Here is a 17,249-nt window from a genome sequence, read left to right as displayed (position 1 = left end):
TCAGACCGCCCTCATCAGCAGGGTCGCGGCGACCAGGAGTGCCGCACCGCCGAACATCGAGACCGCGTAACTGCGCGCGAAGCCGTTCTGAAGGCGCCGCAGCCGTCCGGAAAGACCGCCGAATCCGGCCGCCGTGCCGTTGACGACCCCGTCGACCAGGGTGTGGTCGACGTACACCAGGGAGCGCGTCAGGTGCTCTCCGCCGCGGACCAGGACGACGTGGTTGAAGTCGTCCTGGAGCAGGTCGCGCCGGGCGGCCCGGGTGAGCAGCGAGCCGCGCGGGGCGAGGGCCGGGACCGGGCGGCGGCCGTACTGCGCGTAGGCGATCGCGACGCCGATCACCAGCACCACCATCGTGGAGAGGGTGACGGTGAGGGCGCTGACCGGTGAATCGCCGTGCGAGTGGCCGGTGACCGGCTCCAGCCAGTGCAGGAAGCGGTCACCGACGCTGAAGAGCGCACCACCGAAGACCGAGCCGACAGCAAGCACGATCATCGGGATCGTCATGACCCTGGGTGATTCGTGCGGGTGCGGTTCGGCGTGTTCGCCGCGATGCTCGGCGGCGGGCTCCACGCTGGGCTCCGCCGGTGAGGCGGTCCTGGCGTGCCGCCAGCGCTCCTCTCCGAAGAACGTCATCAGCATCACGCGGGTCATGTAGTACGCGGTGATGGCCGCGCCGAGCAGGGCCGCGCCGCCGAGGATCCAGCCCTCGGTGCCGCCCTTCGCGAAGGCCGCCTCGATGATCTTGTCCTTGGAGAAGAAGCCGGACAGACCCGGGAAGCCGATGATGGCGAGGTAGCCGAGGCCGAAGGTGACGAAGGTGACCGGCATGTACTTCCGCAGGCCGCCGTACTTCCTCATGTCGACCTCGTCGTTCATGCCGTGCATGACCGAACCGGCGCCGAGGAACAGCCCGGCCTTGAAGAAGCCGTGCGTCACCAGGTGCATGATCGCGAAGACGTAGCCGATCGGGCCGAGGCCCGCCGCCAGCACCATGTAGCCGATCTGCGACATCGTCGAACCGGCCAGCGCCTTCTTGATGTCGTCCTTCGCGCAACCGACGATCGCACCGAACAGCAGTGTGACCGCGCCCACGACGGTCACGACGAGCTGCGCGTCCGGCGCGGCGTTGAAGATCGCCGCCGAGCGGACGATCAGGTACACACCGGCGGTCACCATGGTCGCCGCGTGGATGAGGGCCGAGACCGGGGTCGGGCCCTCCATGGCGTCCCCGAGCCAGGACTGCAGCGGCACCTGTGCGGACTTGCCGCACGCGGCGAGCAGCAGCATCAGGGCGATCGCGGTGAGCTTGCCCTCGGTGGCGTCGCCCGCGAGACCGGGTTCGGTGTGGGTGCCGAGCAGCGGGCCGAAGGCGAAGGTGCCGAAGGTGGTGAACATCAGCATGATCGCGATCGACAGGCCCATGTCGCCGACGCGGTTGACCAGGAATGCCTTCTTCGCCGCGGTCGCCGCGCTGGGCTTGTGCTGCCAGAAGCCGATCAGCAGGTAGGAGGCGAGACCGACGCCCTCCCAGCCGACGTACAGCAGCAGGTAGTTGTCGGCGAGGACGAGCAGCAGCATGGCCGCGAGGAACAGGTTCAGATAGCCGAAGAACCGGCGGCGGCGCTCGTCGTGCTCCATGTACCCGACCGAGTACAGGTGGATCAGCGAGCCGACGCCGGTGATCAGCAGGACGAACGTCATCGACAACTGGTCGAGGCGGAAGGCCACGTCGGCCTGGAAGCCCTCGACCGGGATCCAGCTGAACAGGTGCTGGGTGAGGGTGCGGTGTTCGGCGTCCTTGCCGAGCAGGTCGGTGAAGAGGATCACGCCGATCACGAAGGAGGCCGCCGACAGGACCGTGCCGACCCAGTGGCCGACGGCGTCCAGGCGCCGGCCGCCGACCAGCAGGACGGCCGCTCCGAGCAGGGGCGCCGCGATCAGCAGCGCGATCAGGTTCTCTGCGTTCATACGGTCCAGCGCCCCTTACAGCTTCATCAGGCTGGCGTCGTCGACCGAGGCCGAATGGCGGGTACGGAACAGCGACACGATGATCGCGAGCCCGACCACGACCTCCGCGGCGGCGACGACCATCGTGAAGAAGGCGATGATCTGGCCGTCGAGATTGCCGTGCATCCGGGAGAAGGTGACCAGCGTCAGGTTGCACGCGTTGAGCATCAGCTCGATGCACATGAACACGACGATCGCGTTGCGTCTGATGAGCACGCCCGTGGCGCCGATCGTGAACAACAGGGCGGCGAGGTAGAGGTAGTTGACGGGATTCACTTCGACGCCTCCTCGGACCGCTTGGCGATCGACGGCTCGATCCCGGTGCGCTCCAGCCGCTCCTCCGCGCGCTGTTCGAGGGCGCGCAGGTCGTTCAGCGCCTCCGCCGACACGTCACGGATCTGGCCGCGCTCGCGGAGCGTCTTGTTGACCGTCAGCTCGGACGGGGTGCCGTCGGGCAGCAGACCCGCGATGTCCACGGCGTTGTGCCGGGCGTACACGCCGGGGGCCGGCAGCGGCGGCAGGTGCGCTCCCTCGCGCACCCGCTGCTCGGCCAGCTCCCGCTGGGTCTTGGCCCGCTCGGTGCGCTCCCGGTGGGTGAGCACCATGGCGCCGACGGCGGCCGTGATGAGCAGGGCGCCGGTGATCTCGAAGGCGAAGACGTACTTGGTGAAGATGAGGGAGGCAAGGCCCTCCACATTGCCGTTCGCGTTCGCCCGGCCGGTGCCGTTGAACTCCTTCAGGGAGGCGTTCGCGATGCCCGCGAACAACAGGACGCCGAAGCCGAGCCCGCACAGCAGGGCCAGCCAGCGCTGCCCCTTGATGGTCTCCTTCAGGGAGTCCGCCGCGGTCACGCCGACGAGCATCACCACGAACAGGAACAGCATCATGATCGCGCCGGTGTAGACGACGATCTGCACGATGCCCAGGAAGTAGGCGCCGTTGGCGAGGTAGAACACCGCCAGGACGATCATGGTTCCGGCGAGACAGAGCGCGCTGTGCACGGCCTTCTTCATGAAGACGGTGCCCAGGGCGCCGAGCACGGCGATGGTGCCGAGCACCCAGAACTGGAATGCCTCCCCGGTGGAGGTGGTGTATGCGGCGAGTGGCGCGGTCATGCCTCCACCCCCTCCTCGTCGGGCTTCTCACCCTTGGAGACGGCGACCTGGCGTACGGTGCCCGGCGCCGCCTCGGTGACGAGCCCGCGGTAGTAGTCCTGCTCGTCCATGCCCGGGAAGATCGCGTGCGGGGTGTCCACCATGCCCTCTTCGAGACCGGCGAGCAGTTGCTCCTTGGTGTAGATGAGGTTGGCCCGGCTGGAGTCTGCCAGTTCGAACTCGTTGGTCATCGTGAGCGCGCGCGTGGGGCACGCCTCGATGCACAGGCCGCACAGGATGCAGCGGGCGTAGTTGATCTGGTAGACGCGGCCGTACCGCTCGCCCGGCGAGTAGCGTTCCTCGTCGGTGTTGTCGGCGCCCTCCACATAGATGGCGTCGGCGGGGCAGGCCCAGGCGCACAGCTCGCAGCCGACGCACTTCTCCAGGCCGTCCGGATGGCGGTTGAGCTGGTGCCGTCCGTGGAACCGCGGGGCCGTGGTCTTCTTCTGTTCCGGGTACTGCTCGGTCAGCCGCTTCTTGAACATGGCCTTGAAGGTCACGCCGAAGCCGGCCACGGGGTTCTGGAAACCAGGCGACGTGTGCCCGGCCTCCTTGGGCTCCTCAGCCATCGGACGCCTCCTTTCCATCCGAAGATCCGTCACTGACAGTGTCCGACCCACCACTGACAATCAGCTCCCGGTCGCGGCGCGGGCGGCGTCGCGGCACCGGCGGCAGGTCCTGTCCGGGCAGCGGCGGCACCGGGAATCCGCCCGCCATCGGGTCGAATCCCGCTTCCCCGGCCGGCCGCTCGGCCGCCTTCGCCTTCTCCATGAACATGTCGACGACGAAGGACAGAAGCAGCAGGGCGAGGACGCCACCGCCCACGTAGAGCACGATGTCGCTGAAGTCGTAGTTCTCGTTCCGCAGGGCCCGCACGGAGGCGACGAGCATCAGCCACACCACGGAGACGGGGATGAGGACCTTCCAGCCGAGCTTCATCAGCTGGTCGTAGCGGACGCGCGGGAGCGTGCCGCGCAGCCAGATGAAGAAGAACAGCAGCAGCTGGACCTTGACGACGAACCAGAGCATCGGCCACCAGCCGTGGTTCGCGCCCTCCCAGAACGTGCTGATCGGCCATGGAGCCCGCCAGCCGCCGAGGAACAGCGTGGTCGCCACGGCCGAGACCGTCACCATGTTCACGTACTCGGCGAGCATGAACATCGCGAACTTGATCGACGAGTACTCGGTGTTGAAGCCGCCCACCAGGTCGCCCTCGGACTCCGGCATGTCGAACGGGGCACGGTTGGTCTCGCCGACCATCGTGACGATGTAGAGGATGAAGGAGACCGGCAGCAGCAGGATGTACCACTGGTCGTGCTGCCGTTCGACGATCGACGACGTCGACATCGACCCCGAGAAGAGGAACACCGAGGCGAACGCGGCGCCCATGGCGATCTCGTAGGAGATCATCTGCGCGCAGGAGCGCAGGCCGCCGAGGAGCGGGTAGGTCGATCCTGAGCTCCAGCCGGCGAGGACGATGCCGTAGATGCCGACCGAGGCGACCGCGAGGATGTACAGCATCGCGATCGGCAGGTCGGTGAGCTGCATCGTGGTGCGGTGGCCGAAGATCGAGACCTCGTTGCCCGCCGGGCCGAACGGGATCACCGCGATCGCCATGAACGCCGGGATGGCGGCGACGATCGGCGCGAGGACGTAGACCACCTTGTCCGCGCGTCTGACGACGACGTCCTCCTTGAGCATCAGCTTGATGCCGTCGGCGAGCGACTGGAGCATGCCCCAGGGGCCGTGCCGGTTGGGGCCGATGCGCAGCTGCATCCAGGCGACGACCTTGCGTTCCCACACGATGGAGAACAGCACGGTCACCATCAGGAAGGCGAAGCAGAACACCGCCTTGACGACGACCAGCCACCACGGGTCGGTGCCGAACATCGAGAGGTCTTCAGCGGCGACGTACGGGCTCATGCCTCCACCTCCTTGGGGGCCTGGTCGGCGGGTGTCGCCGGGCCGATGCGGACGAGGGAGCCGGGCCGGGACCCGGTGTCGGAGGCGACGCCGCCGCCCACGGAGTTCAGCGGGAGCCACACCACCCGGTCGGGCATCTCGGTGACCTTCAGGGGGAGTTCGACCGACCCGGCGGGGCCGGTCACGGTGAGGACGTCGCCGTCCGCGGCGCCGACCTCGGCGGCCGTGGCGGCCGACACGCGCGCGTGTGCCGCGTGCAGGGTTCCGGCCAGCGCCTCGTCTCCCTGTTGCAGGACACCCTGGTCGAGCAGCAGCCGGTGCCCGGCGAGCAGCGCCTCGCCCGCGGCCGGACGCGGCGGCGCGAAGGCCGTCTCCAGCGGCTCGGAGGCCCGCGGTCCGTCCCAGCCGCCGAGCCGGTCCAGTTCCGCGCGCGTGGTGCGCAGGTCCGGCAGGCCCAGGTGGACGTCCATGGCGTCGGCCAGCATCTGCAGGACGCGCGCGTCGGTCGGCGGCAGCCGCCGGGTCATCTGGTCGGGCTTGAGCGCCGCCTCGAAGAAGCGGACCCGGCCCTCCCAGTTGAGGAAGGTGCCCGCCTTCTCGGCGACCGCGGCGACCGGGAGCACGACGTCGGCGTGCTCGCTGACCTCGCTGGGCCGCAGCTCCAGCGACACCACGAAGCCGGCCTCGGACAGCGCCGCACGCGCGCGTGCCGGATCGGGCAGGTCGGCGATCTCCACGCCCGCGACGAGCAGCGCCTGCAGTTCGCCGTTCGCGGCGGCGGCCACGATCTCGCCGGTGTCGCGGCCGTAGCGGTGCGGGAGTTCGGACAGGCCCCAGACGGCCGCGACCTCCTCACGCGCGCGCGGGTCGGTCGCCGGACGGCCGCCGGGCAGCAGCGAGGGCAGCGCGCCCGCCTCGATCGCCCCGCGTTCCCCGGCCCGGCGCGGAATCCACACCAGCCGGGCGCCGGTCGCGGACGCGGCCCGCACGGCGGCGGTGAGGCCGCCGGCCACCGCGGCAAGCCGCTCTCCGACGACGATCACTGCGCCTTCGGTGCGCAGCGCCTCGGCCGCACTGGTCCCGGCCCCTTCCAGGCCGAAGCCGCTGGCCAGCGCGTCCAGCCATTCGGTCTCGGTGCCCGGAGCCGCGGCCAGCAGCGTGCCGCCGGCCTTCTCCAGGCCCCGGGTGGCATGTGTGGCCAGCGAGAACACCTGCTGCTTGTGCTTGCGCCACGCCTTGCGCAGCCGCAGGAAGACGCCGGGCGCCTCCTCCTCCGACTCGAACCCGACCAGCAGGACGGCGGGCGCCTTCTCCAAAGAGGTGTACGTGACGCCCGTGCCGTCCAGGTCACGGCCGCGGCCGGCGACCCGGGAGGCCAGGAAGTCGGCCTCCTCGCTGCTGTGCACGCGCGCGCGGAAGTCGATGTCGTTGGTGTCGAGCGCCACGCGCGCGAACTTGCTGTAGGCGTACGCGTCCTCGACGGTCAGCCGGCCGCCGGTGAGGACGCCGGTCCTGCCGCGCGACGCCAGCAGCCCCTGGGCGGCGATCTGCAGGGCGTCCGGCCAGGACGCCGGCTCCAGCTCGCCCTCCGCGTTGCGCACCAACGGGGTGTCGAGCCGGTCCTTCAGCTGGGCGTAGCGGAAGGCGAACCGCCCCTTGTCGCAGATCCACTCCTCGTTGACCTCGGGGTCGAGTGCGGCGAGCCGCCGCATGACCTTGCCGCGCCGGTGGTCCGTGCGCGTCGCGCAGCCGCCGGAGCAGTGCTCGCACACGGACGGCGAGGACACCAGGTCGAACGGGCGGGAGCGGAACCGGTAGGCCGCCGACGTGAGCGCGCCGACCGGGCAGATCTGGATGGTGTTCCCGGAGAAGTACGACTCGAAGGGGTCGCCCTCGCCGGTGCCGACCTGCTGGAGCGCGCCCCGCTCGACCAGCTCGATCATCGGGTCGCCCGCGATCTGGTTGGAGAACCGGGTGCAGCGTGCGCACAGCACGCACCGTTCGCGGTCGAGCAGCACCTGCGTGGAGATGGGGACGGGCTTCTCGTAGGTCCGCTTGCGCCCCTCGAAGCGGGACTCGGCGTTGCCGTGCGACATCGCCTGGTTCTGCAGCGGGCACTCGCCGCCCTTGTCGCAGACCGGGCAGTCCAGCGGGTGGTTGATGAGCAGCAGCTCCATCACGCCGTGCTGGGCCTTCTCGGCGACCGGCGAGGTGAGGTGGGTCTTCACCACCATCCCGTCGGTGCAGGTGATCGTGCAGGACGCCATGGGCTTGCGCTGGCCCTCGACCTCCACGATGCACTGCCGGCAGGCGCCAGCCGGGTCGAGCAGCGGATGGTCGCAGAAGCGGGGGATCTCGATGCCCAACTGCTCGGCGGCCCGGATGACCAGGGTGCCCTTGGGCACACTGATCTCGACGCCGTCGATCGTCAGCGTGACGAGGTCCTCCGGCGGGACCGCCGCTTCTCCCCCGCCTGAGGGAGCGCTGGTGGTCACGGTCATGCGTTCACCTCCGGGCGGTCGGCCCAGGCCGTCGACTTGGCCGGGTCGAAGGGGCAGCCCCGGCCCGTGATGTGCTGCTCGTACTCCTCGCGGAAGTACTTGAGCGAGGAGAAGATCGGCGAGGCGGCGCCGTCGCCGAGGGCGCAGAAGGACTTGCCGTTGATGTTGTCGGCGATGTCGGCGAGCTTGTCGAGGTCGGTCATGGCACCCTTGCCGGCCTCGATGTCCCGCAGCAACTGCACGAGCCAGTACGTTCCTTCGCGGCAGGGGGTGCACTTGCCGCAGGACTCGTGGGCGTAGAACTCGGTCCAGCGGGTCACCGCGCGCACGACGCAGGTCGTCTCGTCGAAGCACTGCAGGGCCTTGGTGCCGAGCATGGAACCCGCGGCGCCCACTCCTTCGTAATCAAGGGGGACGTCGAGGTGCTCGTCGGTGAACATCGGCGTCGAGGAGCCGCCGGGCGTCCAGAACTTGAGGCGGTGGCCGGGGCGCATCCCGCCGCTCATTTCCAGGAGCTGGCGCAGGGTGATGCCGAGCGGCGCCTCGTACTGGCCGGGGCTCGCGACGTGGCCGCTGAGCGAGTAGAGCGTGAAGCCGGGGGACTTCTCGCTGCCCATCGACCTGAACCATTCCTTGCCGTTTTTCAGGATGGCGGGAACCGACGCGATGGATTCGACGTTATTCACCACAGTCGGGCAGGCATAGAGCCCTTCGACAGCAGGGAAAGGGGGACGCAGCCGCGGTTGGCCGCGGCGGCCTTCGAGCGAGTCGAGCAGCGCGGTCTCCTCACCGCAGATGTACGCGCCGGCGCCGGCGTGCACGGTGAGTTCGAGGTCGAGCCCGCTGCCCAGGATGTTCTCGCCGAGGTAACCGGCTGCGTAGGCCTCGCGCACGGCCTCGTGCAACCGCCGCAGAACGGGGACGACTTCACCACGCAGATAGATGAAGGCATGCGACGACCTGATGGCATAACACGCGATGACAATGCCCTCGATGAGGCTATGCGGGTTCGCGAAGAGGAGCGGGATGTCCTTGCACGTCCCGGGCTCCGACTCGTCGGCGTTGACAACTAGATAGTGTGGTTTTCCATCACCCTGGGGAATGAACTGCCATTTCATTCCCGTCGGGAACCCCGCGCCGCCGCGCCCGCGCAGACCGGAGTCCTTGACGTACGCGATCAGGTCGTCCGGCGACATGGCGAGCGCCGTGCGCAGTCCCTCGTATCCCTCGTGCCTTCGGTACACGTCCAGCGTCCAGGACCTGTCCTCGTCCCAGAAGGCCGACAGCACGGGTGCGAGCAGCTTCTCGGGGCTGTGGTCCTTGAGTTCGGCTGCCACGGTCATCACTCCCCCTCCTCGGCGGTAGGCCCTGCCGGGTGGGCCGGGTCGGATGCCGATGTCTCCTGCGGCGCGTCATGGGAACTGAGGTGTTCGGCCGGCGACGGCTCGTGCACCGTGTCCTGCGGCGCCTCCGGACCGCCGCGCGGATGGACCACGCGCGCGGGTGCGGCCTCTCCCCTTGCCAGGCGAAGGCCCACCAGCGACGCGGGTCCCGCACTGCCGCCCTCCTCGACGGCCCCGGGCCGCTCGTCGGGGAAGCCGGCCAGAATCCGCGCGGTCTCCTTGAAGGTGCACAGCCGGGCCCCGCGCGTGGGCTGCACGGGCCGGTCCGCGCGCAGGTCGTCGACCAGGCGCTTGGCGCTCGCCGGGGTCTGGTTGTCGAAGAACTCCCAGTTGACCATCACGACCGGCGCGAAGTCGCAGGCCGCGTTGCACTCGATGTGTTCCAGGGTGACCTTGCCGTCGTCGGTGGTCTCGCCGTTGCCGAGGCCCAGGTGCTCCTGGAGCGTTTCGAAGATCGCGTCGCCGCCCATCACCGCGCACAGCGTGTTGGTGCACACGCCCACCTGGTAGTCGCCGGACGGCCGGCGCCGGTACATGGTGTAGAAGGTGGCGACCGCGGTGACCTCGGCCGTGGTCAGCCCCAGCATGTCCGCGCAGAACTGCATCCCGGTGCGCGTGACGTGGCCCTCCTGCGACTGCACGAGGTGCAGCAGCGGCAGCAGGGCCGAGCGGGAGTCGGGGTAGCGCGCGATGACCTCGCGCGCGTCGGCCTCCAGCCGGGCCCGTACGTCGTCCGGGTACGCGGGCGCGGGCAGTTCGGGCATGCCCAGGCTGACGCCCCGCTCCGAAGAAGAGGTGGTCACCGGTCGACGCCTCCCATCACGGGGTCGATGGACGCGACGGCGACGATCACGTCGGCGACCTGGCCGCCCTCGCACATCGCCGCCATGGCCTGCAGGTTGGTGAAGGACGGGTCCCGGAAGTGGACCCGGAAGGGGCGGGTGCCGCCGTCGGAGACGGCGTGCACGCCGAGCTCGCCCTTGGGCGATTCGACCGCCGCGTACGCCTGTCCCGGCGGGACGCGGAAGCCCTCCGTGACGAGCTTGAAGTGGTGGATCAGGGCCTCCATGGAGGTGCCCATGATCTTCTTGATGTGGTCGAGGGAGTTGCCGAGCCCGTCCGGTCCCAGGGCGAGCTGGGCGGGCCAGGCGATCTTCTTGTCGGTGACCATGACCGGTCCCGGCTGGAGCCGGTCCAGGCACTGCTCCACGATCCTGAGCGACTGGCGCATCTCCTCCAGGCGGACCAGGAAGCGCCCGTAGGCGTCGCAGCTGTCGGCGGTCGGCACGTCGAAGTCGTACGTCTCGTAGCCGCAGTACGGCTGCGCCTTGCGCAGGTCGTGCGGCAGGCCGGTGGAGCGCAGGATCGGGCCGGTCGCGCCGAGGGCCATGCAGCCGGCCAGGTCGAGGTAGCCGATGTCCTGCATGCGGCCCTTGAAGATGGGGTTCCCGGTGGCGAGCTTGTCGTACTCCGGGAGGTTCTTCTTCATCTTCTTCACGAACTCGCGGATCTGGTCCACCGCCCCGGGCGGCAGGTCCTGGGCGAGTCCGCCGGGCCGGATGTACGCGTGGTTCATCCTCAGGCCCGTGATGAGCTCGTAGATGTCGAGGATCATTTCCCGGTCACGAAAGCCGTAGATCATGATCGTGGTGGCGCCCAGTTCCATGCCGCCGGTGGCGATGCACACCAGGTGGGAGGACAACCGGTTCAGCTCCATCAGGAGCACCCGGATGATCTTGGCCCGCTCGGTGATGTCGTCCTCGATGCCGAGGAGCTTTTCCACGGCGAGGCAGTAGGCGGCCTCGTTGAAGAAGGACGTCAGGTAGTCCATGCGCGTCACGAACGTGGTGCCCTGGGTCCACGTCCGGTATTCGAGGTTCTTCTCGATGCCGGTGTGCAGGTAGCCGATGCCGCAGCGGGCCTCGGTGACCGTCTCGCCCTCGATCTCCAGGATGAGCCGGAGCACTCCGTGGGTGGAGGGGTGCTGGGGTCCCATGTTGACGACGATGCGTTCGTCGTCGGCGCGGGCCGCCGTCTGGACGACCTCGTCCCAGTCGCCACCGGTGACCGTGTATACGGTGCCCTCGGTGGTCTCGCGCGCCGAAGCCGCCGACGCCGCGGATGCTGACTGCGTGCTCACGAGTAAGACCTCCGCTGGTCCGGAGCCGGGATCTGGGCGCCCTTGTACTCGACGGGGATGCCGCCGAGGGGGTAGTCCTTGCGCTGCGGATGGCCCTGCCAGTCGTCCGGCATCATGATCCGGGTCAGGGCCGGGTGACCGTCGAAGACGATGCCGAAGAAGTCGTAGGTCTCGCGCTCGTGCCAGTCGTTGGTCGGATAGACGGCGACCAGCGACGGGATGTGCGGCTCGCTGTCCGGGGCGCTGACTTCGAGGCGGATCAGCCGGTTGTGGGTGATCGAGCGCAGGTGGTAGACGGCGTGCAGCTCGCGGCCCTTGTCGTGCGGGTAGTGGACGCCGCTGACGCCGGTGCACAGCTCGAAGCGCAGGGCCGGGTCGTCGCGCAGGGTGCGGGCGACCCGGACCAGGTACTCGCGCTCGATGTGGAAGGTCAGCTCGCCCCGGTCGACGACCGTCTTCTCGATGGCGTTGTCCGGGACGAGTCCCTGCTCCTCCAGGGCTCCTTCGAGTTCGTCGGCGACCTCGTCGAACCAGCCTCCGTAGGGGCGGGTGGCCGGTCCCGGGAGCCGGACCGAGCGCACCAGGCCGCCGTAGCCGGAGGTGTCGCCGCCGTTGTTGGCGCCGAACATGCCGCGCTGGACGCGGATCTCCTCACCGCCCTCGCCGCGCCGGCCGGGGAGGTTGGAGGCGGCGAGGTCCTTCTCGGGGTTCACGCCGTTCGCGCCGCCGGTGCCGTTCGCGTCGCTCATCGCAGCAGCCCCTTCATCTCGATCGTGGGCAGGGCCTTGAGCGCCGCCTCCTCCGCCTCGCGGGCCGCTTCCTCCGCGTTCACGCCCAGCTTGGAGGACTGGATCTTCTTGTGGAGCTTGAGGATCGCGTCCATCAGCATCTCGGGCCGGGGCGGGCAGCCGGGGAGATAGATGTCGACGGGGACGATGTGGTCGACGCCCTGGACGATCGCGTAGTTGTTGAACATGCCGCCCGAGGAGGCGCAGACGCCCATGGAGATCACCCACTTCGGGTTGGGCATCTGGTCGTAGACCTGGCGCAGCACCGGCGCCATCTTCTGGCTGACCCGGCCCGCGACGATCATGAGGTCGGCCTGGCGCGGTGAGCCGCGGAAGACCTCCATGCCGAAGCGCGCCAGGTCGTAGCGGCCGGCGCCGGTCGTCATCATCTCGATGGCGCAGCAGGCGAGGCCGAACGTCGCGGGGAAGACGGACGACTTGCGCACCCAGCCCGCGGCCTGCTCGACGGTGGTCAGCAGGAATCCGCTCGGCAGCTTTTCTTCGAGTCCCATGTCCTAAGGCCCCTCAGTCCCATTCCAGGCCGCCGCGCCGCCATACGTACGCGTACGCGACGAAGACGGTGAGCACGAAGAGCAGCATCTCCACGAGCCCGAAAACACCCAGGGCGTCGAAGGTGACGGCCCAGGGGTAGAGGAAGACGATCTCGATGTCGAAGACGATGAAGAGCATCGCCGTCAGGTAGTACTTGATCGGGAAGCGCCCGCCGCCGGCCGGCGTGGGGGTCGGCTCGATGCCGCACTCGTAGGCTTCGAGCTTGGCGCGGTTGTACCGCTTGGGCCCGATCAGCGTGGCCATGACCACGGAGAAGATCGCAAAGCCTGCCCCGAGGGCTCCCAGTACGAGGATGGGCGCATACGCGTTCACCGCTCCTCGCTCCTCTCAGTCGGCACTGACTGCTGGCGGTTGGCATCGGGCTCACATCCGCCCCACCGGTCCCACGAGCCCCGCTCGTCCCGGGCGAAGATCGAGAACATGTGAAGCAGGTCACAAGCCCAACTGCCTCGCATCTTATGCCCGCCACTCTGTGATCTGCGACACGGGGTATTGCATGAGCTTTGTGATCTCCACCACCTGACGAAGGATCATGAAGTCGGATGAGCGGTGATCTTCGCACGCGAAGCGTTCGAGTGATCACCAGAGGTGACATTTTCGCTCGTCATCCCAGGCGGGAGGGGGCGTCTCAATATCAAGAGACTTCCCTTGCATGCAAATTGGCGCTGGACCGGACGCGCTGATAGAGGAGCGCGTTCACACATCAGAGGGAGGCGCGGGACGGGATGTGGACGCGTGCACGCGTTCACGAAGTCGGCAGGGTGCAAACCGGACACCGGACGCGACCGCGACGGTAATCGTTCCGTGACCTCCGCCACACCGATGAGAGCCGGCCGAGAGAGGAGCTTGGCCTGGGCCTCAACGGATGGTAGGTGCGGGGCAATTCGGGCGTATTGGCGAAAGCCCAAGATCACAGGCTTGATCACCTGCGTCCGCAATGTCCGTTACGGCGTCAATAAAGAGTGACACGCCCGGGATTCGCCGTCGCGATTGAGCAACTGTGGCAGAGCACACGTTTCTTGAAGATATGAAGGAGCCCCTGGTACCGCTTAATCCCATGTCCCACACCGCTCACATACGCAGCCACCGGAAGCCCCGCCGCAGCGCCTCGAAAGTGGCGATGCGGGCCGGAGTTGCCGGTGGCGTCCTCGGCAGCCTGGCAGTCGCCGGTGCGTCCGGTTCGGCGAGCGCCGCCGAACCCGTGACGCAGACCCTCGAACTGCCCACCCTGACGGCCGACATGTCCGTCCAGGTCGCCCAGTCCGCGGAGGTCACACAGCAGGCCGCCGCGAACTACCAGCTCCAGGCCGAGCGCGACGCGGCCGCCGCAAAGGCCGCGAAGCAGGCCAAGGCGGACCTTGCCGACGCCAAGAAGAAGGCCGAGGCGAAGAAGAAGGCCGAGGAGGCCGCCCGCAAGGCCGCCGCCGAGCGCGCCTCACGCACCGCCGAGCGGGCCACCCTGACCGCTTCCGCTTCCACCTCTGCCTCCGGATCCGGTTCGGGCGCCTCCGCGAGCGTCTCCACCGGCAGCTCCACGGCGACCGGTTCGGCCGCCGCCGTCATCTCGTTCGTGAAGGCCCAGGTCGGCAAGGCGTATGTCTCCGGCGCCACCGGCCCGTCCGCCTACGACTGCTCCGGGCTCGTGCAGACCGCCTTCAAGCAGGTCGGCATCAGCCTGCCGCGCGTCTCCCAGGACCAGTCGACCGCGGGCACCCAGGTCTCGCTGAGCAACCTCCAGCCGGGCGACATCCTGTACTGGGGCGGCGCGGGCAGCGCGTACCACGTGGGGGTGTACGTCGGGGACGGCATGTTCGTCGGCGCGCAGAACCCCTCCACGGGCGTCGTCGAGAGGCCGCTGTCGTACGACCCGCCGTCGGGCGCGGTACGGGTGCTCTGAGCACACCCGCTTCCGTGAGGGCCGCAGCCGCTCGGGGACTGCGGCCCTCACGGCTCATCCCAGATCGAAGGTGTTGGGCAGGCCGAGCCGATAGCGCACCTCGTCGAGGCGTTTGAGGGGTTCCAGCTCCGGCGGACGGAACAGCTCCCACAGCCGGCAGCGTTCCGCGTCCGAATTGTCCGCATCCAGGAGCGCGTTGACGGCCCGTCGCGCCGACTCGTTGGCGCCCTCCATCGTCGCCAGGTCCACATCCGTGCGGACGTAGTCGCCCGCGAGGAAGAAGTTCGGCACGGCGGTCTTCGCCGACGGGCGGTGGTAGAGCGTGCCCGTGGGGTGGATGAGCAGCTGCTCGCGGTTTCGCGGGTCGGGGCCGCCGAGACCCGTCACCGCGGGGTCCATGAACCAGCCGAGCCGGTCCCCGTCCGTGAGCGTGGTCTTGCCCGAGTCGTTCAGCCCGTCCTTCAGCTGCGCCCACAGCTCGGCGACGATCTCCTCGCGGGTGCACTCACGGGCCGTCTTGCCGTACAGGATGCCGGGCTTGTCCCACTCCGAGACGATGGCCGACAGACAGTCGTGGGCCTGCCCGTCCCCGTAGTCACGCGCGAAGTCCCGCCCGTCCCAGAACTGCGCCTGCCCGATGGCGGTCACCGCCCAGGGCGAGTCCATGCAGTTGATGTGCCCGTGCACGACGGGCGTCGGGGTGCGCAGATAGAACATGACGCCGGTCATCCAGTCCGTCTTCAGCGCGTCGCACCGGCCCAGCTGGGGGTCGGCGGCGCGCAGGGACCGCCCCCAGGTCGCGCGGGCGTGTTCGACCGGGAGCGCGGAGACGTAGTGGTCGGCGGTGACGGTGCGCTCCGCGCCGCCCTCACGCGCGCGCAGGCGCACTCCGGTCACCCGGCCGGCTTCGTGGACCACCTCGCGCACCTCGGTGCCGAGCACGAACTCGACGCCCCGGGAGCGCAGATACCTCTCCCAGGGATCGAGCCACGCCTCGCTCGTGGGGGCGTTGAGGACGCGGTCGATGTCGGCGTCGCCGTCCATGCCCCGGCCCAGCAGGCCCCACAGCAGCAGGGCCTCGATGATGACCCGGCCGACCGTGCGGGTGGAGGCGATCTCGGCGCGGGTGGCGACCAGGTTGCGGGTCTGGCCGATGCCGAGGAGCACCTGGTATTCGCGGCTCATCTCGCCGGCCCGGATGAAGTCCCACCACGCGACCTTCTCCCACTGGCCCTCGCGGCGGGCGTCGCAACTGGTGAGGTGGACCAGGATGCGGTCGGCGAAATAGGCGGCCTCGTGGGCGGGCAGGCGGGTGCCGAGGTCGAGGACGGACAGGATCTGGTCGCGGATCCAGGAGGGGGTGAGGTCGCCCGGCGCGAGCGGGGTGGTGGCCCGGCGCAGCGGGAAGTGCAGATCGGGGCGGCCGGTGCCGCGCGCGAACAGTGCCTCCGTGCCGCTGCGGAGGTTGTCGTGGACTCCGCCCGGGTTTCCGGGGAAGGGGATGCGGCGCATCGTGTCGGGCAGGTTGCGGTAGAAGCCGGGGAAGAACCGGAAGCCGTGCTCGCCGGGGAGCGGTCTGCGGTCTTCGGTGCCCGTGCCTGGGACGTCCATCGAGCGGGCCTTGCCGCCGAGGGCGTCGTAGTACTCGTAGACGGTGACGGCGTAGCCGCGTTCGGCCAGTTCGTGGGCGGCGCTGAGGCCCGAGACGCCGCCGCCTAGGACGGCAACACGCTTGCCTGCGGCGCCGGGGGCCGCGGCGGCGCGACCCGCCGTGCCCAGGGCTGCGGCCGCTCCCCCGGCCGCCACCCCGCCCGCGGCGGCCAGGAAGCGTCTGCGGGAGTGTCCGACGTGCCCCTGGGAGTGCTGGGCGTGTTCTGTTGTCATGAGAACCGGAGGGTAGGCAGGGGCCCGGCAGGCCGGAACCCCGAAGTTCCCTCACCCACAGCATCCTCACAAACACAGGGAGGCAGCAGATGCCCAGCGTCTTCGTCCAGGGCAGGCCCGTCGACTCGTATCCGCGGCTCGCGCCCGAGGCCGGGCGGGGTGCGGTGCGGCGGATCACCGAGGTCGGCGAGGAGGTCCTGCACAAGCCCTGCCGGGACGTCACCGAGTTCGGGCCCGACCTGGCCGCGCTCATCGCGGACATGTTCCTGACGATGTACGTCGCCGAGGGCGCCGGACTCGCGGCGAACCAAGTCGGCGTCGGCCTCAGGCTGTTCGTCTACGACTGTCCCGACGACGACGGTGTCCGGCATGTCGGGCACATCATCAACCCCGTGCTGGACCGCATCGACCCGGCCGGTCGGCGGCTGCTCGACGGGGACGAGGGCTGTCTGTCCGTGCCGGGCGCCGTGATGGAGGTGCCGCGTCCGGACCGGGCCGTGGTGCGCGGTCTGGACCTGGAGGGCCGGCCGCTCGTCATCGAGGGCACGGGGTACTTCGCGCGCTGCCTCGCCCACGAGACCGACCATGTGAACGGGCTGCTGTATCTGGACCGGCTCTCCCAGCGGGACCGCAAGGAGGCGCTGCGGCAGGTGGCCGACCGCCGGACGGAGGTGTTCGCCCGACGAGCCACCCGTACGGCGGCGCTCACGTGAGCGCTCCGCGGGGGGGGCCGTGCGGCGGCCGTCAGCTACGGCGCCGGTGTGGCTGGGCGCGCAGTTCCCCGCCGACGCCCACCAGAAAGCCTCCCAGCGCCGTCCGGCGGCTGCGGCACCGATGTGGCTGGGCGCGCAGTTCCCCGCGCCCCTTCGGGGCGCTGCACCCCACGGCGCAGGGCAGGCCCTCGGTGCCCGCACCAGCCGGGCGCAGTTGCCTGCCGGCGCCCCGCCGAAGAGCCACGCAGCGCCGTCCGGCGGCT

The 17,249-nt window shown here is 69.5% G+C and carries 15 protein-coding genes; 2 read left to right on the top strand and 13 right to left on the bottom strand.

The window, feature by feature from the left end:
- The 12 genes from nuoL to AC27LF_RS21210 are packed head-to-tail and all read right to left on the bottom strand — an operon-like array spanning position 1 to position 12,804.
- On the bottom strand, positions 1-1,971 hold the full coding sequence (nuoL, locus tag AC27LF_RS21265) for an NADH-quinone oxidoreductase subunit L (protein ID WP_479659166.1): 1,971 nt from the start codon (positions 1,969-1,971) through the stop codon (positions 1-3).
- Between the two features lie 15 nt (positions 1,972-1,986).
- Positions 1,987-2,286 (bottom strand): NADH-quinone oxidoreductase subunit NuoK, encoded by a 300-nt coding sequence (gene nuoK, locus AC27LF_RS21260; RefSeq protein WP_351737198.1) that lies wholly within the window; start codon positions 2,284-2,286, stop codon positions 1,987-1,989.
- The gene (locus AC27LF_RS21255; protein WP_479659167.1) at positions 2,283-3,125 is read right to left on the bottom strand and encodes an NADH-quinone oxidoreductase subunit J; all 843 of its coding nucleotides are present in this window, start codon (positions 3,123-3,125) and stop codon (positions 2,283-2,285) included. Before AC27LF_RS21255 ends, nuoK begins: the two co-directional genes overlap by 4 nt.
- Positions 3,122-3,733, bottom strand: coding sequence for an NADH-quinone oxidoreductase subunit NuoI (gene nuoI, locus AC27LF_RS21250; RefSeq protein WP_479659168.1), 612 nt, complete (start codon positions 3,731-3,733; stop codon positions 3,122-3,124). Before nuoI ends, AC27LF_RS21255 begins: the two co-directional genes overlap by 4 nt.
- Positions 3,726-5,087 (bottom strand): NADH-quinone oxidoreductase subunit NuoH, encoded by a 1,362-nt coding sequence (nuoH, locus tag AC27LF_RS21245; RefSeq protein ID WP_479659169.1) that lies wholly within the window; start codon positions 5,085-5,087, stop codon positions 3,726-3,728. The genes nuoI and nuoH overlap by 8 nt, the downstream gene beginning before the upstream one ends.
- On the bottom strand, positions 5,084-7,588 hold the full coding sequence (locus AC27LF_RS21240; protein ID WP_479659170.1) for an NADH-quinone oxidoreductase subunit G: 2,505 nt from the start codon (positions 7,586-7,588) through the stop codon (positions 5,084-5,086). Before AC27LF_RS21240 ends, nuoH begins: the two co-directional genes overlap by 4 nt.
- Entirely contained in the window at positions 7,585-8,934 is a 1,350-nt protein-coding gene (gene nuoF, locus AC27LF_RS21235; RefSeq protein ID WP_388716308.1) for an NADH-quinone oxidoreductase subunit NuoF, read from the bottom strand. Before nuoF ends, AC27LF_RS21240 begins: the two co-directional genes overlap by 4 nt.
- A complete protein-coding gene (gene nuoE / locus AC27LF_RS21230) occupies positions 8,931-9,794 on the bottom strand; it encodes an NADH-quinone oxidoreductase subunit NuoE (protein WP_479659171.1) in 864 nt (287 codons plus the stop codon). The genes nuoF and nuoE overlap by 4 nt, the downstream gene beginning before the upstream one ends.
- Entirely contained in the window at positions 9,791-11,131 is a 1,341-nt protein-coding gene (locus AC27LF_RS21225) for an NADH-quinone oxidoreductase subunit D (protein WP_479659172.1), read from the bottom strand. Before AC27LF_RS21225 ends, nuoE begins: the two co-directional genes overlap by 4 nt.
- A complete protein-coding gene (locus tag AC27LF_RS21220; protein WP_479659173.1) occupies positions 11,128-11,880 on the bottom strand; it encodes an NADH-quinone oxidoreductase subunit C in 753 nt (250 codons plus the stop codon). Before AC27LF_RS21220 ends, AC27LF_RS21225 begins: the two co-directional genes overlap by 4 nt.
- Positions 11,877-12,431 (bottom strand): NuoB/complex I 20 kDa subunit family protein, encoded by a 555-nt coding sequence (locus AC27LF_RS21215; RefSeq protein ID WP_404029414.1) that lies wholly within the window; start codon positions 12,429-12,431, stop codon positions 11,877-11,879. Before AC27LF_RS21215 ends, AC27LF_RS21220 begins: the two co-directional genes overlap by 4 nt.
- Positions 12,432-12,444: 13 nt before the next feature.
- Complete coding sequence (locus AC27LF_RS21210) at positions 12,445-12,804, bottom strand: NADH-quinone oxidoreductase subunit A (RefSeq protein ID WP_007383963.1); 360 nt, start codon at positions 12,802-12,804, stop codon at positions 12,445-12,447.
- 745 nt (positions 12,805-13,549) lie between these two features.
- On the opposite strand from AC27LF_RS21210, the gene AC27LF_RS21205 reads away from it, so the two are divergent.
- Positions 13,550-14,389, top strand: coding sequence for a C40 family peptidase (locus tag AC27LF_RS21205; RefSeq protein ID WP_479659174.1), 840 nt, complete (start codon positions 13,550-13,552; stop codon positions 14,387-14,389).
- 54 nt (positions 14,390-14,443) lie between these two features.
- Here the strand turns inward: AC27LF_RS21205 and AC27LF_RS21200 are convergent, their stop codons facing one another.
- Positions 14,444-16,273: a hydroxysqualene dehydroxylase gene (locus AC27LF_RS21200; RefSeq protein WP_479659175.1), complete on the bottom strand. Its 1,830-nt coding sequence runs from the start codon at positions 16,271-16,273 to the stop codon at positions 14,444-14,446.
- Between the two features lie 89 nt (positions 16,274-16,362).
- On the opposite strand from AC27LF_RS21200, the gene def reads away from it, so the two are divergent.
- The gene (gene def / locus AC27LF_RS21195; RefSeq protein WP_479659176.1) at positions 16,363-16,986 is read left to right on the top strand and encodes a peptide deformylase; all 624 of its coding nucleotides are present in this window, start codon (positions 16,363-16,365) and stop codon (positions 16,984-16,986) included.
- The last annotated feature ends 263 nt before the right edge of the window (positions 16,987-17,249 follow it).

The organism is Streptomyces diversicolor, from assembly GCF_057537855.1.
The sequence above is the reverse complement of the archived record's forward strand: the minus strand, read 5'-3'. Positions and strand labels throughout refer to the sequence as shown.